The sequence below is a fragment of the Flavobacterium sp. KY-23415 genome (genome assembly GCF_055384985.1).
Map to the genome: position 1 here is coordinate 376,793 of NZ_AP044001.1, position 24,998 is coordinate 401,790.

At 30.9% G+C, this 24,998-nt stretch carries 25 protein-coding genes; 1 reads left to right on the top strand and 24 read right to left on the bottom strand.

Features of this window, described 5'->3' with window-relative positions:
- Positions 1-426 precede the first annotated feature (426 nt).
- The 17 genes from ACZ49Z_RS01805 to ACZ49Z_RS01885 form a co-directional block, all read right to left on the bottom strand.
- Positions 427-855, bottom strand: coding sequence for a hypothetical protein (locus ACZ49Z_RS01805; protein ID WP_464306494.1), 429 nt, complete (start codon positions 853-855; stop codon positions 427-429).
- 451 nt (positions 856-1,306) lie between these two features.
- Positions 1,307-1,915: a hypothetical protein gene (locus ACZ49Z_RS01810; RefSeq protein WP_464306495.1), complete on the bottom strand. Its 609-nt coding sequence runs from the start codon at positions 1,913-1,915 to the stop codon at positions 1,307-1,309.
- Positions 1,916-2,284: 369 nt separating this feature from the next.
- Complete coding sequence (locus ACZ49Z_RS01815; protein ID WP_464306496.1) at positions 2,285-2,596, bottom strand: hypothetical protein; 312 nt, start codon at positions 2,594-2,596, stop codon at positions 2,285-2,287.
- 99 nt (positions 2,597-2,695) lie between these two features.
- Positions 2,696-3,850: a hypothetical protein gene (locus tag ACZ49Z_RS01820; RefSeq protein ID WP_464306497.1), complete on the bottom strand. Its 1,155-nt coding sequence runs from the start codon at positions 3,848-3,850 to the stop codon at positions 2,696-2,698.
- 80 nt (positions 3,851-3,930) lie between these two features.
- Positions 3,931-4,446 carry an REP-associated tyrosine transposase gene (locus tag ACZ49Z_RS01825; protein WP_464306498.1) on the bottom strand — a complete coding sequence of 172 codons (516 nt, stop codon included), beginning with the start codon at positions 4,444-4,446 and terminating at the stop codon, positions 3,931-3,933.
- 168 nt (positions 4,447-4,614) lie between these two features.
- Positions 4,615-5,433: a hypothetical protein gene (locus ACZ49Z_RS01830; RefSeq protein WP_464306499.1), complete on the bottom strand. Its 819-nt coding sequence runs from the start codon at positions 5,431-5,433 to the stop codon at positions 4,615-4,617.
- A 485-nt stretch (positions 5,434-5,918) separates the two neighbouring features.
- Positions 5,919-6,935 (bottom strand): hypothetical protein, encoded by a 1,017-nt coding sequence (locus tag ACZ49Z_RS01835; RefSeq protein ID WP_464306500.1) that lies wholly within the window; start codon positions 6,933-6,935, stop codon positions 5,919-5,921.
- 247 nt (positions 6,936-7,182) lie between these two features.
- Positions 7,183-8,574 (bottom strand): hypothetical protein, encoded by a 1,392-nt coding sequence (locus ACZ49Z_RS01840; RefSeq protein WP_464306501.1) that lies wholly within the window; start codon positions 8,572-8,574, stop codon positions 7,183-7,185.
- A 380-nt stretch (positions 8,575-8,954) separates the two neighbouring features.
- Positions 8,955-9,590, bottom strand: a complete 636-nt coding sequence (locus tag ACZ49Z_RS01845; protein WP_464306502.1) for a JAB domain-containing protein — start codon at positions 9,588-9,590, stop codon at positions 8,955-8,957.
- Positions 9,591-11,130: 1,540 nt separating this feature from the next.
- Positions 11,131-12,375 (bottom strand): sulfate adenylyltransferase subunit 1, encoded by a 1,245-nt coding sequence (locus ACZ49Z_RS01850; protein WP_464306503.1) that lies wholly within the window; start codon positions 12,373-12,375, stop codon positions 11,131-11,133.
- Positions 12,376-12,377: 2 nt separating this feature from the next.
- Complete coding sequence (cysD, locus tag ACZ49Z_RS01855; protein ID WP_464306504.1) at positions 12,378-13,295, bottom strand: sulfate adenylyltransferase subunit CysD; 918 nt, start codon at positions 13,293-13,295, stop codon at positions 12,378-12,380.
- Positions 13,276-14,001 (bottom strand): phosphoadenylyl-sulfate reductase, encoded by a 726-nt coding sequence (locus ACZ49Z_RS01860; protein WP_464306505.1) that lies wholly within the window; start codon positions 13,999-14,001, stop codon positions 13,276-13,278. The genes cysD and ACZ49Z_RS01860 overlap by 20 nt, the downstream gene beginning before the upstream one ends.
- On the bottom strand, positions 13,989-14,222 hold the full coding sequence (locus tag ACZ49Z_RS01865) for a DUF2061 domain-containing protein (RefSeq protein WP_464306506.1): 234 nt from the start codon (positions 14,220-14,222) through the stop codon (positions 13,989-13,991). The genes ACZ49Z_RS01860 and ACZ49Z_RS01865 overlap by 13 nt, the downstream gene beginning before the upstream one ends.
- A gap of 72 nt (positions 14,223-14,294) precedes the next feature.
- Positions 14,295-14,708: an RrF2 family transcriptional regulator gene (locus tag ACZ49Z_RS01870; protein WP_464306507.1), complete on the bottom strand. Its 414-nt coding sequence runs from the start codon at positions 14,706-14,708 to the stop codon at positions 14,295-14,297.
- A 2-nt stretch (positions 14,709-14,710) separates the two neighbouring features.
- Positions 14,711-15,649, bottom strand: a complete 939-nt coding sequence (ctlX, locus tag ACZ49Z_RS01875; protein WP_464306508.1) for a citrulline utilization hydrolase CtlX — start codon at positions 15,647-15,649, stop codon at positions 14,711-14,713.
- A 52-nt stretch (positions 15,650-15,701) separates the two neighbouring features.
- Positions 15,702-16,070 carry a four helix bundle protein gene (locus tag ACZ49Z_RS01880; RefSeq protein WP_464306509.1) on the bottom strand — a complete coding sequence of 123 codons (369 nt, stop codon included), beginning with the start codon at positions 16,068-16,070 and terminating at the stop codon, positions 15,702-15,704.
- A 37-nt stretch (positions 16,071-16,107) separates the two neighbouring features.
- Positions 16,108-17,022 (bottom strand): dimethylarginine dimethylaminohydrolase family protein, encoded by a 915-nt coding sequence (locus ACZ49Z_RS01885; RefSeq protein WP_464306510.1) that lies wholly within the window; start codon positions 17,020-17,022, stop codon positions 16,108-16,110.
- A 136-nt stretch (positions 17,023-17,158) separates the two neighbouring features.
- Here ACZ49Z_RS01885 and ACZ49Z_RS01890 point away from each other — a divergent pair, with 136 nt between their 5' ends.
- Positions 17,159-17,521, top strand: coding sequence for a hypothetical protein (locus ACZ49Z_RS01890; RefSeq protein ID WP_464306511.1), 363 nt, complete (start codon positions 17,159-17,161; stop codon positions 17,519-17,521).
- Between the two features lie 44 nt (positions 17,522-17,565).
- Here ACZ49Z_RS01890 and ACZ49Z_RS01895 read toward each other — a convergent pair whose 3' ends face one another.
- The 7 genes from ACZ49Z_RS01895 to ACZ49Z_RS01925 form a co-directional block, all read right to left on the bottom strand.
- Positions 17,566-18,849, bottom strand: a complete 1,284-nt coding sequence (locus ACZ49Z_RS01895) for a citrate synthase (RefSeq protein WP_464306512.1) — start codon at positions 18,847-18,849, stop codon at positions 17,566-17,568.
- 309 nt (positions 18,850-19,158) lie between these two features.
- Positions 19,159-19,773 (bottom strand): hypothetical protein, encoded by a 615-nt coding sequence (locus tag ACZ49Z_RS01900; RefSeq protein WP_464306513.1) that lies wholly within the window; start codon positions 19,771-19,773, stop codon positions 19,159-19,161.
- Positions 19,774-19,862: 89 nt separating this feature from the next.
- Entirely contained in the window at positions 19,863-20,762 is a 900-nt protein-coding gene (locus ACZ49Z_RS01905; RefSeq protein WP_464306514.1) for a LytR/AlgR family response regulator transcription factor, read from the bottom strand.
- Positions 20,763-20,838: 76 nt separating this feature from the next.
- Positions 20,839-22,134, bottom strand: coding sequence for a phosphopyruvate hydratase (gene eno, locus ACZ49Z_RS01910; protein ID WP_464306515.1), 1,296 nt, complete (start codon positions 22,132-22,134; stop codon positions 20,839-20,841).
- 101 nt (positions 22,135-22,235) lie between these two features.
- Positions 22,236-23,345 (bottom strand): glutamine-hydrolyzing carbamoyl-phosphate synthase small subunit, encoded by a 1,110-nt coding sequence (carA, locus tag ACZ49Z_RS01915; protein WP_464306516.1) that lies wholly within the window; start codon positions 23,343-23,345, stop codon positions 22,236-22,238.
- A gap of 113 nt (positions 23,346-23,458) precedes the next feature.
- A complete protein-coding gene (gene rplQ, locus ACZ49Z_RS01920; protein ID WP_464306517.1) occupies positions 23,459-23,941 on the bottom strand; it encodes a 50S ribosomal protein L17 in 483 nt (160 codons plus the stop codon).
- A gap of 61 nt (positions 23,942-24,002) precedes the next feature.
- Positions 24,003-24,995, bottom strand: a complete 993-nt coding sequence (locus tag ACZ49Z_RS01925) for a DNA-directed RNA polymerase subunit alpha (protein WP_464306518.1) — start codon at positions 24,993-24,995, stop codon at positions 24,003-24,005.
- Positions 24,996-24,998 lie beyond the last annotated feature (3 nt).

A 24,998-nucleotide genomic window follows, 5' to 3' on the forward strand; every position in this document is an offset into this window, starting at 1 on the left:
ATCATTTGAAACACTATAAAAATATTTCTTGAAGAATATCTTTTAAGCTTACTAAAAAAACTACTACAAGATGAACTTGAATAAATTAACTAGTTTCTTTTTATTTTTACTTTCCACAAACCTAAACCTTTCTTTCTAAATCCACAATACGTATTTATACGTAATTTCAGGTATTTTTTGTACGTAGAAATACGTACGAAAGACAATTCGGTTGCTTTTTTAAAGGTAATGCAGTAATTTTTCTGTTTTGTCTGGTAATCCGTAAACGAGTAAAAAAAATATTTTTTAGACGTACTATTCTATGTTTGCTTTTTTCACTCTCCTAAATAAATTCCTCGCTAGCAGGGGGAACAAACGAACATTTTCAATTCATTATCGTGCTAAACATGCAAATCTAAAGTAGTATTGCATTATTTATTTTCATTTTTAAATTCCATTCAATATAATTCCGCCAATTATGAAAATCAAAGAAGAAATCAGGAAAGCTTTTTTTGATTTATAAACATCCGAAATTAAATTCCAACAATACAGATATATAAAAATCGGAATCATAAAACCTAAAATCGGGAAATCCTTTTCAATTGTCAATTCAACTCCTGAAAGAAACCAAAACATTCTCAAAAGAAACATTAGTGTTCCAAAAAAAATCCAAATCGGATTAATTTGAGCCATTCTTAATTTCAGTGTTTTCCTTCTGTTAATTGCAAATGGTTTATTCATCCATAAATAGGTTATAAAACAGAAAGCAAATCCAACAGATGTGAATCCTATTAAAGTATAATAATAAACTGAAATTTCATAATTCAAATTCCATTGATCAATATACATTCCTAAATTACACAATATTAAAGTCATACGAAATAGAGAATTTAGAATTATACTAAATCCAATTCCGATTAGAGCTCCGCTATAAAATCGGAACTTTCCAATTTCGTTTATCGAGAAGTTAGGTTTGAGGTTTTTCAATTCAGCGTAATGTTTGTATTAATGTTGTGCAACGTCAGTTCCTCAAAAAACCTCCGTTTGTGTTATTTTAAATTATAAAGTAAAAATAGCGGTTTTAAACTACACAAAAAAACTTTTCAAAAACTCCATAAAGATGGATATGGAATCGGTTCCGTTCAACACGAGTTTACTTCACTTCTAATATTGGTGTTTTGTGTTCAGTGAATTCATTTCATTACTTCGTCTGTTCGCTTTGCTCAGGTGTTCATGTTTCGCAAGCAACGACCCACGGAGTGATGATGAATACCTATAAAAAACAATATAAACTAATTAATAAACCTTAGCTGTTAGCAGTAATTTTTTATTCTACTACTTTTAATTTAAAATCCTCAAATTTTCGTAAATCAGTTTTGTCATAGTATTCAGGCAGTATATGTTTTAAACTTATAATACACTCACCAGTTTTATTAGGAACTATGAAAACGGAATTGTTTCTTTTATAGATTTTTCCATTATTGGTTTGGAGTTCAATTTGGTCTAAGGGAAATCCAACAATGATATTAATTTCGTTCTCAGTATTTAATTTGATTTCGTTTGATTTTGAAATGTTATATATTATGGGTTTTTGTTCAGGAAGAACTAAAATTTGTGTTGAAAAATTAATTTCAGTAGAATCATTAATTTTAATTTTACCACTCACTAAATAATCGCCAACTTTTGTCGGTCTAGTTGAATAAATATATTTAGTTCCTATTTTCTTTACAGAATCATTAGTGTTGATTTTTTCATCAAAATGAAACTCTATTTTATCATTTTCATTATGATTGAAATATATTTCTTTTTCAAAGTAATAGTCTTTCCAAGCAAACCATCTTGTTTCTATAAATTTAGAACTATTATTTTTTAATTCATTTGAGTTTTCTTTACAAGAAATTATTAAGAAGAAAAGTATAAAAATAAATCTAGTCATGTTTATTATGTTTGTTTAGTATTGTTGGTCTAAAATTACTGCCAACATCAGTCTCTCTAAAAACCTCTGTTTACAGTATTATATATTAAATTATAAAGTAAAAATAGCGGTTTTAAACTACACAAAAAAACTTTTCGATAACTCCATAAAGATGGATATGGAATCGGTTCCGTTCAACCACAGTTTACTCACTTTTATTATTTGTTTTTTGTGTTCAGTGAATTCATTTCATTACTTCATCTGTTCGCTTTGCTCAGGTGTTCATGTTTCGCAAGCAACGACCCACGGAGTGATGATGAATACCTATAAAAAACAATAAAAATTGATGAACTAACCTTAGTTGCACAATGTTTTAATTTTTAATTTATATTAAGTCAAAATTGTACTCAATATTCCGATAATAAAATTTACTAGTAATATAATACCTGAAAATAGTCTCAATTTGTTCGATTTCCGTTTTAATTTTTCATTTTCACCTTCAACTTTCCATTTCAGTTTAAAGATTGAGTTCAGCATCAATGCATATGATGAAAAAGAAAAAGGGTTCAAAAATGGAAATAATGGGTATTTATTATGGTCGGCAGAGTAATAAATCCAAAGATTCATGCATAACGCAATTCCAAACGAAAAGAAACTCAAAGCAATTCCAATAAAAATTACTCCGAAAACAATGTCATTCATAAGTGTCTGAGTGGTTTTTCAAATGTATTACAAAGGCAGTTTGTCTAAAAACCTCTGTTTATAGTATTATATATTCTCCCGCTAGCGCGAGCAGTGTTTTTAATTCATTCTTTTCATTCTCTCCTTTACATCAGCTTGAGTCGTTGCCATAAATTCAATTTGAACTTGTTTGTCAGTTTCGGTATTAATAGTCGTTTCAAAAATGTAAGGTGTCTCGTCTTTTGCAGATAAGGCGATAATTGTTAGTTCTTTTCCTTCTGGTATGTTTCTAAAAGAAGCAGTTTCTTTTCTACCTTTATAATAGTATTCGGTCATTACACTTCTTATGTCCTTAAAAATTGCAAAAAATCTAGCTCCTTGCAATGAATCATTATTTACAATTAACAGAATGTCAGTTTTCGGGCTTGGGTTATTATAAAATCTATCACAGTTTATCCACCCAAAATTCATAAGTTTGACTGCTTGGTATGTTTGCCGTTGATATTCAATCTCTTTTTTTAGCACTTCGTATTCCTTTACTTTCTTTAGATATTTCTTGTACTCTTCTTCGGAAACATCTTCCTTATTCACTTTTTTAGGTGCAGGTACAGAGTCACTTAAGTAATAGCCAAATTCGCCGGGAACAAGTTCAGTAACCAAGTCTTCCTTTTTAATTGGTTTCTCAGGCTTTTTAGCATCTGGAATATCCTTTGTTTCAAAATTTGCACTGGTTGAAATCCAATTTATTTGTCCAACACTATCCCTTTCTCCTAAGAAAAGTCCCATTTCATCTTCTGTTAGTTTTGGAAATTCAACTTCAAGCCCTATTCCTTGCTTAATTTTAAGCTGCTTTCCATCAGAAGTCATATTTAAGTAGTAAGCTCCACCTGTCACAAGCATTTGTCCATTTGAAATCGTCTGAGCGTTATTCAGCAGCATACTTGCGTTATTTGTCATTTCTAAAAGTTCAATTTGAATATCGTCTCCGAGGGGAGAACCGTCAACTGTCTCAAGTCGATTTGGGTCAACATGTATAATTGTTCCTTTAGCACCTGTCACAGTCGTTTTTTTGTCTGAAGGTGCGGTTAGGTTTTGTGGCTTTTCTGTAATTTCTGAAAGCAAATTATCAACTTGCTCCAATTCCTTAAGTGGGTTAATTCTAACCTTTTCGGTTTGTCCGTTTTGGTTAGACCTTCCCCTTTTACTCGATTCGTTTTTGCAGCCAAAAAGTATGAATGCTGCAAAAATTGAAATTATAAGTATATTCTGTTTCATGTTCGTTTTTTTTTACATTGCTCACAACTCGTTTATATGCCCCGCTAGCGCGAGCATCTTGCTCGTGCCCACAAAGAAAATCAATTTATATCAATCTCTAAAACTGTTTGATCGTTGTTGCCATAGTTTCTAACACTACTATACTTCCAATCTATCGGGTCTGTTACAAACCCTGTTTGTACAGGATTATAATGAACATAATTTAATTGCTGTTCAAAAACTTTTAATGACCTAATCGCTATTGGGTTGTTGTTTTGTTGCCAAAAGGGTCTTTGTTTCACATTACTATTCTTTTTCCCTGCTCTTTCAAACATCCAAAGCATCCATTCTTTTCTGCTTTCCTGTTCATTTTCAACTATCGCTTTCATTATTTTTCTAGAAGTAAAACCTTTAAAATCTCGAATTAATCCAGAAGGGTCAGCATGTGATGAACGAAAAATTAAATGGATATGACTTGGCATGATACAATAGCCATAAATCTCCATCCCTTTGTTTTTTCTACAATACTCTAAAGATGCTATAATTAAATCAAAATATGCTATTCTCGTAAATACGTCTATCCAATTAACTGTTGCACTTGAGCAAAGCAGATGCATGAACTCCTTTGTAAAAACAACAAACCGTGAATAAAGCTAATAAAAAGGCTCCTGATTGCTCTCCAAATTTATACTTCCTACTCATCTTATAAAAACAACAAAACTATTGAAACCTTTTTAGCCTGATTTTGTTTGTAGGCACGAGTAAAATACTCGTGTTAGTTGGGGCTAATCTCTAAAGCCATTCGTTCGAACTAATTTTTCTAATTCGTGTTTTAAATTTTCTAACCGATACTTTGCTTCTTTATTTTCGATACTATTTTTTACTACTTCTTCGAAATGTTTAATTTCTAATTGTTTTAATCTAAGTTTTACTACACTTATAGCATTAAAAGTACCAATATTTAATAGCTCCCAATCTCGATTAATTATAGGATTCTCATAATATGGCAATGATTCTAATTTATCTTTTGAATAATTTATGCTTTGGAGTAATTCTAAAATTTCATTGTAAAGGTTGTCATTACTATTTGATAAATTTCCAAGTGCGTCAATTAAGAAATCTAAGTAAGAATGGATATCACAAACTATTTCTTCAAATTTTGAATTAGTATCAATTCCAATCATCATACCTGTATCATCATCTTTTTGGAGTTGTATAATTCTGTTCCAATAGAAATTCATTTCATCTTCTACTTGTTTAATCATATTTAGATTAACAAGCATCATTTGTTCGGAAAATTGTTTTTCGTGATTATATTTAATTTCCTGTAATTTTTTAACTGTATATATTTCTGTGTTATCGGTTTCTTTGTGATGTCTATAACACATAAATAATAAATTTTCAGCGTTGTTATTTTTCTCTACTGAATTAAATGGGTTGAATCTTTGACCTCCAGGAGATACGCTTTCAATATGACATAATTGAGCTATAAGCAAATTATCATCATTAAAAATAGGATGATTACAATTTGGGAATGCACATCTGTTTCCTGATCTTAATAATAGAAATTTAATCGTATCAGATTTTATTGTGCGTTTTGTCATATGCGATTACAGCTTACGTCAGTTTATCTAATAACCACCGTTTGTATTAAATTTAAAGTAAAAATAGCTGATTTATGCTACACAAAAAACTTTTTGGGGTGTAATGTTTCCCGTGCTAGCTGAAAAACTAATAAAATAGGCTCCTGATTGCTCTCCAAACTTATACTTTCTACTCATTTTGTAAAAATAACAAAACTATTAAAACCTTTTTAGCCTGATTTTGTTTGATTCTGTTTGTAGGCACGAGCAAGATGCTCGCACTAGCTAGGATTTTATAGGTTGTACAACGAAACCTTAGCTATTACCAGCAGTTTTTTTAATCAAATATCAATCTACAAAGCAGATATGAAGTGATAATAAAAGTTATTTCTTTCAGATAAATTCGCCAAACTAAAATTTCATTAAATTCAATTTTCAATTGTCCAATAGTATAATTTTGTATTAGATAAAAAACACAAAATGCAAATACCAAAGAATTAATTTTTCTAATTTTCTTGATTTGAATTTCCATTTATACCTTTTAAAAGTTCGATTAGTTCTTCTGGTTTAATATCCATTTCTTTAAGTTTTTTAGTTAAATTCTCTTTGAACTCTCTGTCTTTTTTCTTGTCAAGAAAATCACTAACTTTTTTAATTAATCCGTCACTTTTAAATTTAAACCTAAAAGGTCTGGAATTTGATTCATATTCTGCACCAATTAATGCAGTAACTAATGTCGCTAAAACTACAATTCCGATTACAGAATAAGTTATAAACTCAATTGTTCCTGGTGATTGAACATTTATTTTTAAATCTATATCTTTTTTGTTTATTTCAATTTGTTCATCTTTCCCGAATTCTTCGGTTAAATCTAATAATTCAGTCCAAGTTGTAAACACATCATAAGCTGGGAAATTTTCTTTTCTCTCAACATTAATTGCTAGATGCGCATTGTCATTTTTGATATAAATTGGACTTATTATTCTGTCAATATAAGGGTGGAAGTCGTCTTGAATTCTTGTAATAGTTCTTTGACTATATTTTATACTGAATAGTTTTGAATCTATATGATTAAAAGTTAAATTTTGTTTTAACCATTTTATTTTCTTCCTTTTTAAATATGGACAATCGCTTTCGCCCAAATTATTTTTTAATTCATATACTGGAGTTTCTACAACTTCACCAATAGATATTTTGGAGCTTGATTCACTTGGAATTATAACAATATCTCCTTTTTTTATATTGTAACTAAAATCAATTAATTGATTTCCAATATATCCAGGTTTAGATTCATCAGGAAATTGTTTTTTAATAACTTCAGCTAAATACTTTTTTCCGCTTTTGCCATTAGCGGCATTTTTTATTAAAGATAAATTAATTGAATCATATCCAATTGCTATATAAGAATTTTCAAGAAACGTTTTATAAAAATCTCCACCTTGAGTACGTATGAACCAATAATTTCTTTGGTTATTGAATATATTTAACGAGTTAATTATTTCCTTTATGTCAAATTCTTCCATATATTGTTTACTTGTATTTATTTAATTTCGATTCGTTTACGTAAAATTACTAGTAACGGCAAGTTGTCTAAAAACCTTCGTTTATTTTAATTTGTGTTATAAATTGAAGTAAAAATAGCTGTTTTAAACAACACTAAAAAACTTTTCGATAACTCCATAAGGGTGGGTATGGAATCGGTTCTGTTCAACCACGGTTTCAATGTTAGAGCTTCGCACACAACGAAACCTTAGCTGTTGTGCATAGTACTTACATTCCCATTTTTTGTTCAAGATATTTAGTCAAAAGAGCAACTCCAACATCGCCAACTTTATCGCCAACTTTACCTAAAAATCCATAAAGTTTTTGCCAAGCTCCTCTTTTCTTTTCTTTTGAACTTGCATTGTCTTTCAGTTCATAAAGTGATGTTTGCAATTCAGTTGCTTCAGATAAACTATTGGTGAATTTTTCTATTAACTTATTTAGTTCTTGTTCTTCCGGTGTGAAATTAATATGTCCATTAAGTTCGTTAACTACAATTCCATCTACTTTACTTATAATTTGAGGATTTATCATAATTGTTTGATTTTGAATTGTCTGATTACCAAAAGTTAGATATTTTGTAGATTCTGAACTTGGAACACTATTTTCTATATATTCGATTACATCTTTAGAAAGCTCATATTCTTGAAGTTCATTTTGAAGTCTATGTTTGATAGAAATTATTTTCACTTCTCTTTCTTGTTTAATGTCAAGTAGTAACCTTTGAGATTCTTTTACATATTTTTTTAAGATACTTTGCTTTTTAGGTTCCGAAATATCTAACTCATTAATTAGATTTTGAGCTTCTTTAGGATTAGATGAACACAAATCCATAAACGCAGTAAATTCTTTATAAAGGTCGTTGATTTCGGATTCTGAAATATCCTTATTTAAAGAATATAAAGAACAGATAACACCCAAGTCAGTTCTATTTTGAGTTATTTTTAATTCTTCATTTGCAATATTAGAGGCGTAATCTCTAAAAAGAGTAATGAATTTGTCAAATTCATTACTCCATATCCTGTCTTTTGGAACATATATTCTAAATAAAAGTCCTTCTGCAATATTTTCGATAAAATTTTGTCCAGAAATCTCAACATCTATTAACTTCTCATATGGTAATGTAGTAAGTTCAACATTGATACGATTTATTAATTTTAAAACACGTTTCAGGTAATCTCCTTCTGTTTCTTCTATGTCTTGATAATTTAACCAGTTTTTTAATTCAGTATCAAGATAGAAAAAGTAATCTTCTTTCTCATCTACCTCGAATACAGATTCTTTAATTTCAACAGATTGAAAATAACTGAAATTCCCTACCAAATTATCTTTATATATAAAGATAATGTGCTTTTTGGTTTTCAATAAGTCAATAAGTCTTTCTACAACTTCTCTGTATTCAGGAATACACATTTTAAAAAGAGTGTGTTCGGTAAATTTCCCTAAAACTATTATCTTGTTTTCATTATCTTCTTCTAATATCTTACATATACTTTCCCAGTTTTTTACGCTTGAGTTTAAAATTTTCAATTTTCGGAAATAACCATTTGTTTGAAGAGTTGTAGTTATTGTTCCTCTGTCAATATTGTCTAATATTAAAGCTGTTTTTTCTTTACTCATTCAGTTTCCATGTATTGTTTATATGCTCAGTTTTTTTGCAAATCAATTGAGCATAGCTATCCATTTTTGTATAGATTGGCTCAATTATCGTTGCTTTTTATTTTTTACAAATCATCAAAAGGACTTTTAATCTGCTGTTATTTTTTTTATTATTGCTGGTAACTCATTTATATATATAACAAACATCATAATTCCTTTTCACAAACCTAAACCATTCTTTCTAAACCCACAATACGTATAAATACGTGTTTTTAGGTGTTTTTTATACGTAGAAATACGTACGAAAGACAATTCGGTTGCTTTTTCAAAGGTAATGCAGTAATTTTTCTGTTTTGTGCGGTAATCCGTAAACGAGTAAAAAAAATATTTTTTTAAGAATACTATTCTATATTGCTTGCTCTTTTCACTCTCAGTTGCTCCACTTCTTCCAAAGATAGTCCTGTGGCTTCGGCTATAGTTTCGTTGGCAATGCCTTTTCGTTTGAGTTGCTTGGCAATTTCGTTTGCTTTCTTTTGTTCTGCAATTACCATGGCTTCTTTTCGCATTCTTTCTTCCAAAACATATTTTGGTACATATTTGGTGCTTTTTTCCAGCTCGTCGAGTAAGCCAATGTCTTTAAAGCTAAGGTAGCTTCTAGTAGAAATAATCAAATGGTCAATCACCAACACATCCACAATAATACCCACTTGTATCAAGCGGTCGGTAACGTCTTTGTCGTTTTCCGAAGGTTTCAATTCGCCACTAGGGTGGTTGTGGCAAAGTATAATTTTTACAGCTCTTTTTTGCAATGCCAAACTATAAACTTCCATCGGTTCCACCAATGTTCTGTTTACCGTGCCCAAACTCACTAACTCTATAAACAATATCCTATTATTATTCGCAAGCCCCACAACCCAAAAATGTTCTTTGTCTTGGTCTATTTTGTTTTCTCGCAAGAGTATTTGCTGCATAATGCCATAAATATCATCAGAATTGAGGATTTTTATGCGTTGTTCATCGGTTAGTGTAATATCCATTGGTTGTTTGCTTTTTGCTATTGTTTGCTTTGGCTTTTGCAGTGGGATAAATTTATACTATTTGTTGCTATATGCAAAGGGTTTCATGTTTTTTTTGTTGTTGTTTTTTGTTGTCCGTTGTTGGTTGTAGGTTCTCCGTTTACAACTTTAAACTTATTTTTTTTTAACCACATAGGAACATAGGTTTTTTGTTGTCGGTTTTTTTGTTGTACGTTGTAGGTTGTAGGTTCTCCGTTTATAACTTTGAACTTATTATTTTTAACCACATAGGAACATAGGTTTTTTGTTTATCTATTTTTTTGTTGTCGGTTGTAGGTTCTTCGTTTACAACTTTGAACTTATTTTTTTTAACCACATAGGAACATAGGTTTTTTTTGTTGTTTTTTTGTTGTCCGTTGTAGGTTCTCCGTTTATAACTTTGAACTTATTTTTTTCAACCACATAGGAACATAGGTTTTTTGTTTATCTATTTTTTTGTTGTCGGTTGTAGGTTCTTCGTTTACAACTTTGAACTTATTTTTTTTAACCACATAGGAACATAGGTTTTTTTTGTTGTTTTTTTGTTGTCCGTTGTAGGTTCTCCGTTTATAACTTTGAACTTATTTTTTTCAACCACATAGGAACATAGGTTTTTTTGTTGTTTTTTTGTTGTCCGTTGTAGGTTGTAGGTTCTCCGTTTATAACTTTGAACTTATTTTTTTTCAACCACATAGGAAGATAGGTTTTTTTTGTTGTTTTTTGTTGTCCGTTGTAGGTTCTTGGTTTATAACTTTGAGCTTATTTTTTTCAACCACATAGGAACATAGGTTTTTCTGTTGTCGTTTTTTTTGTTCTCCGTTGTAGGTTGTGGGTTCTCGGTTTACAACTTTGAGCTTATTTTTTTTCAACCACATAGGAACATAGTTTTTTTTTGTTGTCGTTTTTTTTGTTGTAGGTTATAGGTTCTTGGTTTATAACTTTGAACTTATTATTTTTCAACCACATAGGAACATAGATTTTTTTTGTTGTTGTTTTTTTTGTTGTCCGTTGTAGGTTCTTGGTTCACAACTTTGAACTTATTATTTTAACCACATAGGAACATAGGTTTTTTGTTTATCTATTTTTTTTTTGTCGGTTTACTTACAACCTACAACATACAACCTACAACATACAACCTACAACATACAACCTAGAACCTACAACGGACAACAGACAACGGACAACGGACAACAGACAACGGACAACGGACAACGGACAACAGACAACAGACAACTTCTTACTCTGATGGTCTAGTTACTTACTCTGACGGCATTTTTCTTACTCTGGCGGTCTAGTTACTTACTCTGACGGCATTTTTCTTACTCTGGCGGTCTAGTTACTTACTCTGATGGTCTTGTTACCTACTCTGGAGGTCTAGTCACCTACTCTGATAGTCTTGTTACTTACTCTGACGGTGTTTTTCTTACTCTGGAGGTCTAGTCACCTACTCTTTTTCGACATCTATAGAAACACAAAAACCCCTAAACACACTTGCATTTAGGGGTTCTTTACCAATTTTTAATTATTCTACAAAACCAACGGCTACAGTATTATTGGTTTGAGAGTCTATGATAATGAAAGCACCATTGGCTTTATTATCGGCATACTTGTCTAAATAGATTGCATTAGCCAATTTTAATTTTACTAATGCAATGTCATTTAAATGTATATTTTCACATGGAAATTTTTCTTTTGGGGCTTCTGGCCTAATGAGGTGCACCATTTCTTGAATCTTACAAATCGCTGTTCTAGAATTGGCCTGAATGAGATATTTTGCGGCTTTGTTTGCTTTGTTTTCATCTAACCAAACAATCTTTGCAGTAAGTTCTTTTGCAAAAAGAGCCTCATTTTCTTCTTTCACTAAAAGCATTCCTCTACTAATATCGATATCGTCTTTTAATCGCACTTGTACAGAATCTCCAGCAGAAGCTTCTTCTAGGACAGTAGTAAATTTTCTAATTTCTACCACCTCCGAAGATTTGCCAGAAGGCAGCACAAATAGTTTATCGCCAAGTTGCAATTGCCCCGAGTTTATTCTTCCTGCATAGGATCTATAATCTACAAACTCCGAGTTTTGAACATGATACACTTGTTGCACATCCATTCTAAACTCTTTAGAAGCTTGGGTATTTTTTTGAAAAGCATGCAAAACACTTGAAAGCGTATTCCCTTGATACCAATCCATGTTTGAAGATTCAAAAACAATATTATCGCCTTTCAAAGAACTAATAGGAATGATTGAAATATTTTGATTGGTTATTTCGAATTCATTCACCATGCTATTAATATCGGTTGCAATTTTCAGGAAAACATCTTGGTCATAATTAACCAAATCCATTTTGTTAACACAAAAAATAACCGATTGCAAGCGCAATAATCTACTAATAAAATAATGACGATGTGTTTGTTCCAATAGTCCTTTTCTAGCATCTATTAAAATAATAGACACATCAGAATTGGAAGCTCCAGTAACCATGTTTCTAGTATATTCCACATGACCTGGACTATCGGCTATAATGAATTTTCGAGTATCGGAAGAAAAGTAAATGTGAGCCACATCTATTGTGATACCCTGTTCTCTTTCTGCAATTAAACCATCCGTAATAACCGAGAAATCTAAATCTTCTAATCCTTTTTCTTTGGTTTTTTGTCGAACCAATTCTTCTTGCTCAATAGTAAGTGCATTGCTATCATATAAAAACCGACCTATCAAGGTGCTTTTCCCATCATCTACACTTCCTGCTGTATTTATTTTGAGTAATTCCATAATTAAAAATATCCTCCTTTTTTTCTTTGTTCCAATGCTGCTTCCGAACGTTTATCATCTATTCTTGCTCCTCTTTCCGACGATTTAGAAGCTTTATTTTCATACATCACTTCTTCAATCGTTGCCGCATTCGACAGCAAAGCAGCCGTGCAAGTCATGTCGCCCACTGTTCTAAAACGCACCACATCGGTAATTACTTCATCAGTATCAACCAAATTCAAATAGTCCGAATAAGCCAAAACAGCACCATCTCTTTTCACTAACTTCCTTTCATGGGCAAAATAGATAGAAGGCAATTCTAATGCTTCTTCTTTAATATAGGTCCAAACATCTTCTTCTGTCCAATTGCTAATTGGAAAAGCCCTCACATTTTCCCCAAAATTAATTTTCCCGTTTAAAATTGTGAACATTTCTGGACGTTGTTTTTTTGCATCCCATTGTCCAAAATCGTCTCTAACCGAAAAAATTCTTTCTTTGGCTCTCGATTTTTCTTCATCGCGTCTGGCTCCACCAATACAAGCATCGAAACCAAATTCTTCAATAGCATCTAGCAAGGTTACCGTTTGCAACGAATTTCTACTAGCATATTTACCTGTTTCTTCCTGAGCTTTGTTTTCATTAATGCTATCTTGCACATAGCGAACAACAAGTTCCACCCCTAATTCTGCAATTAATTTATCTCTAAAAGCAATAGTTTCAGGAAAATTGTGCCCTGTATCTATATGCATAAAAGTGAACGGAATTTTTGCAGGATAGAAAGCCTTTTGAGCCAATCTTGCCACTGTGATGGAATCTTTTCCTCCAGAAAACAACAAAACAGGTTTTTGAAACTGAGCTGCCACTTCACGCAGGATGTAAATACTTTCGTTTTCTAATTCTTCTAAATGATTGCGCATTATATTAATTATTTTTTTCAACATGAATATGTAAACCACATTCTTTTTTCCCATTTTCCCACCACCATCTACCAGCTCTAAAATCTTCTCCTTTTTCTAAAGCTCTAGTACAAGGTGCACATCCTATACTCAAATAGCCTTTTCTATACAAGCTATTAATTGGAATATTATGTTTGTTCACAAGTGCTTCCACTTCTTCCAAAGTATATTTCAATAACGGATTGAATTTAACGAGATTGTTATCTTCATCCCATTCTAAATATTGCATAGTTTCTCTATTAGCAGATTGCTCTGCTCTCAACCCTGTTATCCAAACATCGGCTCCTTCTAATGCTCTTTTTAACGGAATTACTTTTCTAACGAAGCAACATTTTTTTCTACTTTCAACACTGCTATAAAAACCATTTACTCCTTCACTTTCAACATATTCTTGCACATCACTTTCTAAAGGATAATATACTTTGATTTTTATGTTTTTATATTTATTTTGTGTTTTATCAAACACTTCATAGGTTTCATTAAACTGCCTCCCAGTGTCTAATGTGAACACCGAAATATCTTTATTAATACCATTTATAAAATGAGTCAATAACTGATCTTCAATGCCAAAAGAAGTTGAAAACACTTTTTTACCTTGCATTGTTTCTGCAACAAACAACAATGCCTCTTCTAGTGAAAGACTGTCTAACACATTATTATAGTCGCTTATTTTATTTTTTATTTCGTCCATTTTGCCCAAACTCTTTCGTGAATAAAATATAATACCATTTTAGAAAATACTTCAAAACCTCCTATTGAGAAAGCTATTTTAAAATTTCCAGTCATTAAATAGGATATTATTACCGTATCAATTGTTCCTAAAATCCTCCAAGTAACTGCTTTATAAGCAGAAACTTTCACATCTTTACTCAGGTCTAATTGTCTTTTAAATTTGAATAAATCCAATAACATATAATCTCTAAATTTAATTTTCCAAATATACTAATAGTCTATCGGAATGATAGACTATTTGATAAAAAAAAATCAAAAAGTTATCAAATCTTGTAAAGTCTTGTTTTCCAATACATTAAGAGCATTATCTCTAACCTGAACAAGCAATTTATTTAGACCACAAGTTTCTTCACTCGGACAATCTTCGCATTTTTCGTAAAAATTTAAGCTCACACAAGGCAATAATGCAATAGGACCATCTAAAAAACGCATGATTGTTGCCACCGAAATATCTTTGGGATCTTTCAATAAATAATATCCACCACCTTTTCCTTTTTTAGAGGCTATAAGACCTGTTTTTTTAAGATCTAAAAGTATTAACTCTAAGAATTTTTTAGAGATATTCTCATGTTCTGAAATCTCAGAAATAAGGACAGGCATTAATTTATCTTGCTTAGCCATATAAATTAATGCTTTTAGTCCGTATTTCGTTTTTCTTGATAACATATTTATGCGTTTTGTGGTAAGAAAACTTCAGCCATCATACATCTAGCACTTCCTCCTCCACAAGCTTCAATAATATCTAAACTTGCATGCACAATCTTACAATGTTTTTGAATTTTATCTATCTGTGATTGCGTCAAAGATTCATAGGCAGCATTGCTCATTATTAAAAAGCGCTCGTCATTTGCTCCTCTAACTTGAAGCATGTTTCCAGCAAAATTATTCACTTGTTCTTCTGTAATTAAAATGACATCTTTTCCAGATTCTTTTAAACTAGAAAGCACCATCTTTCTTTCTGCCTTATCATCAATACAATCTGCACAAATTACTGCGAATGTCTCTGCAACACACATAATCACGTTTGTGTGATATATATGCTTTCTTTCACCATTTACGGTTTGAAAGGCTTCAAAAATAACAGGTGAATATTCAAAATCTTCACAAAACTCAATAAATAGTTCTTCATCTGCTCTTGGAGACAATGCACAATAAGCAATTTCATTTTCTCTATCTAAAATAATACTTCCAGTTCCTTCTAAAAATATATTATCTTCTTCTGCCGAAGTATAATCCATTATTTCGTTTATAGTGAAACCTTTCTCTTCTAAAATATCAAGAATATCTTCTCTTCTTTCTTGCCTTCTGTTTTCGGCAAACATTGGATACAAAACTACATCACCACTTTCATGGAAAGACACCCAATTGTTTGGAAATATACTGTCTGGAGTATCTGGATCAGTAGTGTCATCTACTACGACTACATTAATCCCTACTGCTCTTAACTTTTCAACATAAGCGTCAAATTCTGCTTGCGCTTTTGCGTTTACCGTTGCAGGCAATAATCCATCTAAAACTTTTTGATAATAATTATTTACTGCTGTTTGTTCATTCATTCGGAATGCTACCGGACGAATCATTAATATGGTGTTTGTCGTTTGGTTCATCTTATTTTTTTTATGTTGTTGGTTCTCTGTTATCTGTTCACTGTTTTTAAATTTATGACTTCCAATTCGTCTCTACATATTTAATAAAATTATAAATTTTAGCTCCTAAAATATTATATTCTTCAATAAAAGAATCTACCTCTGGAACTAAATCATTATACAAATACTTTATTTTATATAGATGTCCTTTTGTTTCCAAGCAACTTGCATGTGAAAAAACCAAAAAACGTATAAATTCTGCTTTATATCTTTTTCTTCCATATCCTTCAACTATGTTTGAATTTACAGAATCTGAAGATCTCCTTATCTGGCTTCCTAATTCATATAACTCATGTTTTGGCAATAATAAAGACGTTTCATGAACTCTATAAAACAATTCTAAACTCATTTTATAAACATCTAAATCCTCATAGCTTTTCATAAACTGACAACAAACAACAAATAACAGACAACTAAAATTACTCTCTAATCAAAGGTAATGTTGAGCATCTTAAAAGACCTTCTTGTTTTGAAATTTCTGCATATGGAATTTCTTCAACTGTGAAACCTTGCTCTCTTAACCAAGTATTCAATCTAGTGAAGTTTTTTTCTGAAACAACTACATCTGGAGCAATAGAAAAAACATTAGAATTCATGCCATACATTTCATCTCTAGTAATATGAAATAGATTTTCTTTTCCAAAAAGATTCACTAAATACATATAATCTGCTTCTTCACGGAAACCACTTTTATAGATAATTCCTTTATCTTTTCCTACTGGTTGAAAACAACAATCCAAATGCAAAGCATTATCTTTTGCTTCAATTTTCGATTTTACTAAATCGAATTCTTTTACAATTTTATGAGGAAATAAATCTTTAATATAATTTACACCTTCCATATTGGTTCTTGCAGTGATATAATCTTTATAATCTGAACCTTTATAAGTCCCAATAAAAATATAGTCGTTCCACAACATTACATCACCACCTTCAATATGTACTTCTTCTGGTGGGCGAACAACTTTCTCTGGATTTATTTGATCAATAACATATTGTATGGCATCTAATTCTCTTTCTCTATCTGGAAGAATATTCGCTTTGATAAAAACATCGTCAATTACAAATCCAATGTCTCTAGAAAAAATTTGATTATAATTCTCGATTGTATTTGGTCGAAAAACTTGCACTTCATACTTTTGAAATACTTGATTAAAGGCTTCCATTTCTTTAACCATGTCTTCTTCTACGGGATAAGTACCTGCAATTATATGTTCTAATGATTTCGGATCATATGCCTCTTCTACTGTTGGCGTTGGTCCATTACTTATTGCTGTGCCTAAAACGACAGCTTTTAATCTTGATGATTCGTTTTTTACATTTAATTGTAACATTGCTTTTGGCTTTTGACAAAGATAGAAAAAGGAATGCAAAAATTTTATTCTAAAAAAAAAATTAAATAGTATATATTTCATAGAACAAAGCATCTCATAAACAATAAATTAATACATTTGATAAAAACTATACAAAATGGGAATATCAAACTTTTTTAGTTCATTATTTGGCAAGGCCAAAAAAACAACAGATGAAACAATAGAAAAAGCAGCAGAAATTGCCGCAGAAGCTAAAGAAACACTAGAAGAACTTGCTGATTCTGCAACAAAAAAATTAGACGAGTTACATCTTTCCGAAAAAGTAGAAGACTTCGTGAAAACTGCAAAAGAAAAAGCAAGTGAAGCAGCAGAGTGGGCAGAAGAAAAAGCCCATGAAGTAAAAGATGCCATTGAAGACGTTGTAGAAAAAGCCGAAGAAAAAATAGACGAGCTTACCAAAGATAAAAACGAAGCTCCAAAACCAGAAGAAAAACCAGGAGATTCAAACAAAGAAGCCTAATTTTTTAAAATAAAAAAGCCGAGCAATGCTCGGCTTTCATTATATTATCTATCTTTAACTTCTTTAAAAGGTCTTAAAGTATGTCCTACATATACTTGTCTTGGACGTCCAATTGGTTCTCTATTAGAACGCATTTCTTTCCATTGTGCTATCCAACCTGGCAAACGACCAATTGCAAACAACACTGTAAACATTTCTACAGGAATTCCCATAGCTCTATAAATGATTCCAGAGTAAAAATCTACATTAGGATATAGGTTTCTTGCTTTGAAATATTCATCTTCTAAAGCTACTTTTTCTAATTGTTTTGCAATATCTAATAATGGGTCATCTACTCCTAAAGCTTCTAAAACATCATCAGCAGCTTTTTTAATAATAGTTGCTCTTGGATCGAAGTTTTTATATACTCTATGTCCGAATCCCATTAAACGGAAAGAATCGTCTTTATCTTTTGCTTTTAAAACATATTTTTCAACATCTCCACCATTATCGTGAATTTCTTGAAGCATTTCTAATACTGCTTGATTTGCTCCTCCGTGTAAAGGACCCCAAAGTGCAGAAACACCTGCAGAGATTGATGCAAAAAGACCTGCATGAGAAGAACCAACAATTCTTACAGTAGAAGTAGAACAGTTTTGCTCATGATCTGCATGAAGTATAAATAATTTATCTAAAGCATCAACAATTCTATTATCCATTTTATAAGGTTCTGTTGGGATTTCAAACATTAAACGCATGAAATTTTCAACATATCCTTTAGTATTATCATAATAATTTAATGGATACCCCATTCTTCTTCTATATGTCCAAGTAGCTATAACAAGGAATTTACCCATAGTTTTACACACAGCCTCATATAATTCCTTCTCATTATCAACATTAACTGCTTTTGGATTAAATGCAGTTAAAGCACTTGTTAATGAAGAAAGTACCCCCATTGGGTGAGCTGTCTTTGGGAAACCATCGATAATACTTTTCATTTCTTCATGAACTAAAGTATATTTTCTAATATCTTTCTCAAATTTTTCTAATTGAGCCTTGTTTGGCAAATCACCAAAAATTAAAAGGTAAGAAACTTCCAAGAAATTAGCTTTATCAGCTAAATCCTCAATAGAATAACCTCTGTAACGCAAAATCCCTTCTTCCCCATCTAAAAAAGTAATCTCGCTTTTACATGAACCCGAGTTTTTATACCCTGGATCAATTGTAATAGCACCAGTTGCACCACGCAACTTGTCTATATCGATAGCAACCTCATTTTCAGTTCCCACGATAACAGGAAACTCATACTTTTTGCCATCAATTTCTAATATTGCAGTTTTCGACATATATATAATGTGTTTTATGAAAATTTGTAAAGTATTTTGCGAATTTAATGAATATTAATGTAATTTTAAAGCATTTGACAATAATATATTCTTATATTCCAATAGTTAAATCTTTATTATATTGCATTTTATTAATTTAAGAATAAGATAACAATAAGATTTTATTAATTATGAAAAATTAACCATTTATTTTGTTAATTTAACAATTTGATTCTACTAAAATATAATTTAAAAACACATGTTTTTTCAAAAGAAAACACAGAACAAGTAGTTAAGTTACAGCTTAAAAAAGTTTGACCGTAAAAAAGATTAAAATTTTCCGAATTTTAAAGCAAGTGTTCCTCCTAAACCAGAAAAATCTTTATTGACATAATTTTTAGAATCTACTCCTTTAGCCATTCTATAATTTACCCCAAATCCGATTTTAAAATGCTTGAACAAATTAAGCTCTAATTCCAATTCTGGCTGTAAAACAAAGAGATCATCTGTAACTTCAAAAAAAACATACTCTTCATAATCATCAACTTTTCTTTCTCCAATTTGCCCCCAAGCAGATAATACAGAAGGTACTATTTGCACTTTAGGACTCAAATCAAAAACATAACCTACAAAAACACCTCCATAGGTTAAAGACAATTCTTTTTCATTATTGACTTTACTTTGATTTGTTGATTTTAACAAATACCCTTCAATACCCAACAAAACTTTATGGTTAAAAGCAACCCCACCTTTTCCACCTACAAAAAAGGCAAAATCGTTATCGAATGAAGAAAATTGCAAAACAGGACCTGCATAAAACGATAACGAGTTTAAGTCCTTAATAATAAAATCTTTTTTTTTCGCATTCTTTTCGTCTTCTTGAGAAAATACTGCTAGACTTGAAATAAAAAAACACACTGCAACAACTAATTTTGTTTTAATCATAATTATTTATTTTTAAAATTAATGCTGCAAAATTAAATTTCACTCCAAATTATTTCTCTCAAAGTCAACACTTTGATATGAAATGACAGTTATTTGTGATTAACTGACATGATAACGTCGAAGGTGTTTACAAAAACATCAAATTTATTTCTTGAGACAGGAATACTTTCTTCAATCCCTTTAAAAAATAGTTGATAATTCCTTGCATTCCCAGAAGCTTTATTTACTTTATATACATTCACAATAAACGAACGATGCACTCTTAACACAAACTGATAACGATTGAGTTTCTCTTCTATTAATTGCAAAGAATATCGATATAATGATTTTACTATTTTACCATTTTCTTCGGTATAAACTTCTATATAATTCCCCTCAGATTTAACAAACAGTAAGTCATTAACATCAAAAACAATCGCATCATTGTTCTTATTTGAAGGCAATCTTAAAACTGAATCATGATAAACAGGAATTGCTTGATTCATTTTATTTTCTAGTTTATTATTATAATCCAAAACCTTTTTTAAAGCATACTTCAATTGAATTGTATAATCAATCCAATGAATAAATAATGTTGGAAAAAAACCAAAAACAAAAGCAATCAATACCGAATAAAATATTGTTTGAAAAGTCAATAAATAACTATCCTTTACAAGGAATAAGGAAATAATTAATATATTAAAAACTGCTATAAAAATATGAAGAAAGAAAATCAAGACTATTTCATTAAAAATTGTCCAATTCTCTTTTATTCTTTCTGATAAAAAAAACTTTGGAAAGAAATAAAAAACCAATAATACAACTGTAAAAGTTACAGACGCAAAAATGAAAGAAAGTATTGTTATTGAACAATTGAATTGAGAAATAGAATTTTCGTCGTATAGAGTATAATTTATTATAAAAACAAACAAACTCACTATTGTAGCAATCAAAAGATTTCTCTTAAAAGAATCTTTTAACAGATAAGGTTTTTTTAAATACTGTAACATGGATTAATATAAAAAGAAATGCAGAATTTAAAAATCCTGCACTTCTGATATAATTTTATTCTTTATTTACACATAATTATGCCTTTTGCTTAAAAGCATTTTCTCCAGGAAAATAAGCAACATCACCCAATTCTTCTTCTATTCGAAGTAATTGATTATATTTTGCCATTCTATCTGAACGTGAAGCAGAACCTGTTTTTATCTGTCCACAATTTAATGCTACTGCAAGATCTGCAATAGTATTATCTTCAGTCTCTCCAGAACGATGACTCATAACAGAAGTATATCCAGCATTATGAGCCATATTTACAGCTGCTATAGTTTCTGAAAGCGTTCCTATTTGATTTACTTTTATCAAAATAGAATTGGCTATTTTCTTTGAAATACCTTTAGACAACCTTTGCACATTTGTTACAAATAAATCATCTCCAACTAACTGTACTTTGTCACCAATTTCTTCAGTTAACAACTTCCAACCGTCCCAATCATTCTCATCCATTCCATCTTCAATTGAAACAATAGGATATTTAGACGTCAATTCTGCTAAATAAGCAACTTGTTCTGCAGAAGTTCTAATTTTACCTACTTCACCTTCAAACTTAGTATAATCATATTTACCATTAACATAAAATTCTGCCGCTGCACAATCTAAAGCAATCTTTATATCTTCACCAAAAACATATCCAGCATTCTCAACAGCTAATTTTATTGAATCTAAAGCATCTTCTGTACCTCCAGCTAAATTTGGAGCAAAACCGCCTTCATCTCCTACAGCTGTAGAAAGCTTTCTATCATGCAATACTTTTTTTAGATGATGAAAAATTTCTGTTCCCATTTGCATTGCATTGGTAAATGACTTAGCTTTCACAGGCATAATCATAAACTCTTGAAAAGCAATTGGCGCGTCTGAATGAGAACCACCGTTGATAATATTCATCATTGGCACCGGTAATGTATTCCCAGAAACACCACCAACATATCTATACAGAGGCAACCCCAATTCATTCGCAGCTGCTTTAGCCACCGCAAGAGAAACTCCAAGAATTGCATTTGCACCTAAATTTGATTTATTTGGAGAACCGTCTAAATCTATCATTGCTTTGTCTATAGCATTTTGTTCAAAAACAGACATTCCAACGATTTCAGAAGCAATTTTCACATTAACATTTTCAACCGCTTTTAAAACACCTTTACCCATGTAGGTTTTTCCACCATCACGAAGCTCAACAGCTTCATGTTCACCTGTTGATGCTCCACTTGGAACTGCAGCCCTACCCAAAATGCCATTATCTGTAATTACATCAACTTCTACTGTTGGATTACCACGAGAATCTAATATTTGTCTTGCGTGAACTTTAATAATCATGCTCATTATTATATTTTTTTTTAAGTTATTATTTGCCTATAAGACAAAAATAAAATTTATAAAATCATATTGTGAATAAATCTAAAAAACTTATAAACGATAACGTTTTAGTTCTTTGAAGATTTGATATTATCAATAAATTGGTCAAACAAATAAGATGAATCGTGAGGACCAGGACTTGCTTCAGGGTGATATTGAACAGAAAAGCAATTTTTACTTTTCATTTTCATTCCTGCTACTGTCCCATCATTTAAATGAACATGAGTAAGCTCAAAATCTTTATTATTTTCAAGATCTTCTTTAACGATTGCAAAACCATGATTTTGTGACGTGATTTCACCTTTACCCGTTATTAAATTCTTTACAGGATGATTAATTCCTCTATGTCCATTAAACATTTTATAAGTAGAAATCCCATTTGCCAAACCAATAACTTGATGTCCTAAACAAATACCAAAAAGGGGTTTATTAACTTCAAGAATAGCTCTAGCTACTTGTTGAGCAGAAACTAACGGTTCAGGATCACCAGGACCATTCGATAAGAAATACCCATCTGGATTAAAAGAAGACAAATCTTCAAAAGTAGCATTATATGGAAATACTTTAATATAACAATCTCTTTTTGCAAAATTTCTAAGAATATTAGTTTTAATCCCTAAGTCTAAGGCGGAAATTTTATATTTTGCATGTTCATCACCAAAAAAATAAGGCTCTTTTGTTGACACTTTAGATGCAAGCTCCAAACCATGCATTTCTGGAACATCAATTAACTTTTTCTTCAACTCCTCGATAGGAGTACCGTCTGTAGAAATAATTGCATTCATAGCTCCATTATCCCTAATATAACTAACTAATGCACGAGTATCTACATCTGATATAACAATTAAATTTTGTTTTTTTAAATAATCATAAAGATTTTCAGAAGCATTATCTCTAGAATAATTAAAACTAAAGTTTTTACAAACTAAACCTGAAATCTTAACATTATCAGATTCAACTTCATTCTCGTTAACTCCGTAATTTCCAATATGAGCATTGGTTGTTACCATTATTTGCCCAAAATAAGAAGGGTCTGTAAAAATTTCTTGATATCCTGTTGTACCAGTATTAAAAGCAACTTCACCAAAAGTTATTCCTTCAATACCAATTGATTTTCCGTAGAAAACTGTACCGTCCTTTAATAATAATACCGCTTGAGTACGATTAATATATTTCATTATGTTGTGTTGTTGATTGTGCAAATTTAAATTAAAAAATTGAAAAAAAAGAATATAAAAAAAAGGATAAACAGTTGTTTATCCTTTTTTTATATACAATCATATATCCATGATTATTCAGTTGCTTCAGTATTTTCAGAAGTTTCAGCAGCTGGAGCTTCCGTAGTCGCTTCAGATTTTTTTGCTCTACCACGACGTGTAGCTTTTTTAACTTCTTTTACACCAGCTCTGTACAAATCATTATAATCTACTAATTCGATCATTGCCATATCAGCATTATCTCCTAAACGATTACCAAGCTTGATGATACGAGTATAACCTCCTGGTCTATCACCAACTTTTACAGCTACATCTCTGAATAATTCAGTAACTGCATATTTATTTCTTAAATAAGAAAAAACAATACGTCTGTTGTGCGTAGTATCTTCTTTTGATTTAGTAACTAACGGCTCAACAAATTGTTTTAAAGCTTTAGCTTTAGCAACAGTAGTATTAATACGTTTATGCTCTATTAACGAACAAGCCATATTAGCTAACATTGCTTTTCTATGTCCTGTTTGTCTACTTAAGTGATTGAATTTTTTTCCGTGTCTCATGACTTTCTATTTAGCCTTCATCTTGCTGCAATCCGCTTTGGAGAGCAAAATATGAAGTAATTTATTCTTTATCTAATTTATATTTACTTAAATCCATTCCGAAATTCAAACCTTTTGCAGCAACTAATTCATCTAGCTCTGTTAATGATTTTTTTCCAAAGTTACGGAATTTCATTAAGTCATTTTTATTAAAAGAAACTAAGTCTCCTAATGTATCCACTTCAGCCGCTTTTAAACAATTTAACGCTCTAACAGATAAATCCATATCCACAAGCTTAGTTTTTAACAACTGTCTCATGTGTAACGATTCCTCATCATAAGATTCTGTCTGAGCAATTTCATCAGCCTCAAGTGTAATTCTCTCATCTGAAAACAACATAAAGTGGTGAATCAACGTTTTAGCTGCTTCAGTTAATGCATCTTTTGGATGAATAGAACCATCTGTAATGATTTCAAAAACTAATTTTTCATAATCAGTTTTTTGCTCAACACGGAAATTTTCTATTGCATATTTAACATTTTTTACAGGAGTATAAATAGAATCTGTAAAGATTGTACCAATAGGTGCGTTTGCCTTTTTGTTTTCTTCAGCAGGAACATATCCTCTACCTTTTTCGATAGAAAGTTCCATATTGATAGTTGTTTTGCTTTCTAAATTACAAATTACAAGATCAGGATTTAACACCTGAAACCCTGAGATAAATTTTTGGAAATCACCTGCTGTAATTTGCTCTTTACCAGAAAGAGAAATAGAAACAGATTCATTATCTACATCTTCAATTTGTCTTTTAAAACGAACTTGCTTTAAGTTTAAGATAATATCTGTAACATCTTCTACCACACCAGAAATTGTAGAGAACTCATGTTCTACTCCTTCAATTCTTACAGATGTGATAGCGTATCCTTCTAGAGAAGAAAGTAAAACTCTTCTTAATGCATTACCAACTGTCAATCCGTAACCAGGTTCTAAAGGTCTAAATTCAAATTTACCTTCAAAATCGGTTGAATCGATCATGATAACTTTATCGGGCTTTTGAAAATTAAATAATGCCATATT

What these genes read in the sequence shown, in the direction of transcription:
- ACZ49Z_RS01845 (WP_464306502.1), bottom strand. Translation starts at nt 9,590, where the DNA reads ATGGATATTACACTAACCGATGAACAACGCATAAAAATCCTCAATTCT.
- ACZ49Z_RS01905 (WP_464306514.1), bottom strand. Translation starts at nt 20,762, where the DNA reads ATGTTACAGTATTTAAAAAAACCTTATCTGTTAAAAGATTCTTTTAAG.
- ACZ49Z_RS01885 (WP_464306510.1), bottom strand. Translation starts at nt 17,022, where the DNA reads ATGTTACAATTAAATGTAAAAAACGAATCATCAAGATTAAAAGCTGTC.
- rplQ (WP_464306517.1), bottom strand. Translation starts at nt 23,941, where the DNA reads ATGAGACACGGAAAAAAATTCAATCACTTAAGTAGACAAACAGGACAT.
- ACZ49Z_RS01890 (WP_464306511.1), top strand. Translation starts at nt 17,159, where the DNA reads ATGGGAATATCAAACTTTTTTAGTTCATTATTTGGCAAGGCCAAAAAA.
- ACZ49Z_RS01900 (WP_464306513.1), bottom strand. Translation starts at nt 19,773, where the DNA reads ATGATTAAAACAAAATTAGTTGTTGCAGTGTGTTTTTTTATTTCAAGT.
- ACZ49Z_RS01860 (WP_464306505.1), bottom strand. Translation starts at nt 14,001, where the DNA reads ATGGACGAAATAAAAAATAAAATAAGCGACTATAATAATGTGTTAGAC.
- ACZ49Z_RS01895 (WP_464306512.1), bottom strand. Translation starts at nt 18,849, where the DNA reads ATGTCGAAAACTGCAATATTAGAAATTGATGGCAAAAAGTATGAGTTT.
- ACZ49Z_RS01880 (WP_464306509.1), bottom strand. Translation starts at nt 16,070, where the DNA reads ATGAAAAGCTATGAGGATTTAGATGTTTATAAAATGAGTTTAGAATTG.
- ctlX (WP_464306508.1), bottom strand. Translation starts at nt 15,649, where the DNA reads ATGAACCAAACGACAAACACCATATTAATGATTCGTCCGGTAGCATTC.
- ACZ49Z_RS01850 (WP_464306503.1), bottom strand. Translation starts at nt 12,375, where the DNA reads ATGGAATTACTCAAAATAAATACAGCAGGAAGTGTAGATGATGGGAAA.
- carA (WP_464306516.1), bottom strand. Translation starts at nt 23,345, where the DNA reads ATGAAATATATTAATCGTACTCAAGCGGTATTATTATTAAAGGACGGT.
- ACZ49Z_RS01925 (WP_464306518.1), bottom strand. Translation starts at nt 24,995, where the DNA reads ATGGCATTATTTAATTTTCAAAAGCCCGATAAAGTTATCATGATCGAT.
- ACZ49Z_RS01830 (WP_464306499.1), bottom strand. Translation starts at nt 5,433, where the DNA reads ATGACAAAACGCACAATAAAATCTGATACGATTAAATTTCTATTATTA.
- ACZ49Z_RS01810 (WP_464306495.1), bottom strand. Translation starts at nt 1,915, where the DNA reads ATGACTAGATTTATTTTTATACTTTTCTTCTTAATAATTTCTTGTAAA.
- eno (WP_464306515.1), bottom strand. Translation starts at nt 22,134, where the DNA reads ATGAGCATGATTATTAAAGTTCACGCAAGACAAATATTAGATTCTCGT.
- ACZ49Z_RS01815 (WP_464306496.1), bottom strand. Translation starts at nt 2,596, where the DNA reads ATGAATGACATTGTTTTCGGAGTAATTTTTATTGGAATTGCTTTGAGT.
- ACZ49Z_RS01840 (WP_464306501.1), bottom strand. Translation starts at nt 8,574, where the DNA reads ATGAGTAAAGAAAAAACAGCTTTAATATTAGACAATATTGACAGAGGA.
- ACZ49Z_RS01825 (WP_464306498.1), bottom strand. Translation starts at nt 4,446, where the DNA reads ATGCATCTGCTTTGCTCAAGTGCAACAGTTAATTGGATAGACGTATTT.
- ACZ49Z_RS01870 (WP_464306507.1), bottom strand. Translation starts at nt 14,708, where the DNA reads ATGTTATCAAGAAAAACGAAATACGGACTAAAAGCATTAATTTATATG.
- ACZ49Z_RS01835 (WP_464306500.1), bottom strand. Translation starts at nt 6,935, where the DNA reads ATGGAAGAATTTGACATAAAGGAAATAATTAACTCGTTAAATATATTC.
- ACZ49Z_RS01865 (WP_464306506.1), bottom strand. Translation starts at nt 14,222, where the DNA reads ATGTTATTGGATTTATTCAAATTTAAAAGACAATTAGACCTGAGTAAA.
- ACZ49Z_RS01820 (WP_464306497.1), bottom strand. Translation starts at nt 3,850, where the DNA reads ATGAAACAGAATATACTTATAATTTCAATTTTTGCAGCATTCATACTT.
- cysD (WP_464306504.1), bottom strand. Translation starts at nt 13,295, where the DNA reads ATGTTGAAAAAAATAATTAATATAATGCGCAATCATTTAGAAGAATTA.
- ACZ49Z_RS01805 (WP_464306494.1), bottom strand. Translation starts at nt 855, where the DNA reads ATGACTTTAATATTGTGTAATTTAGGAATGTATATTGATCAATGGAAT.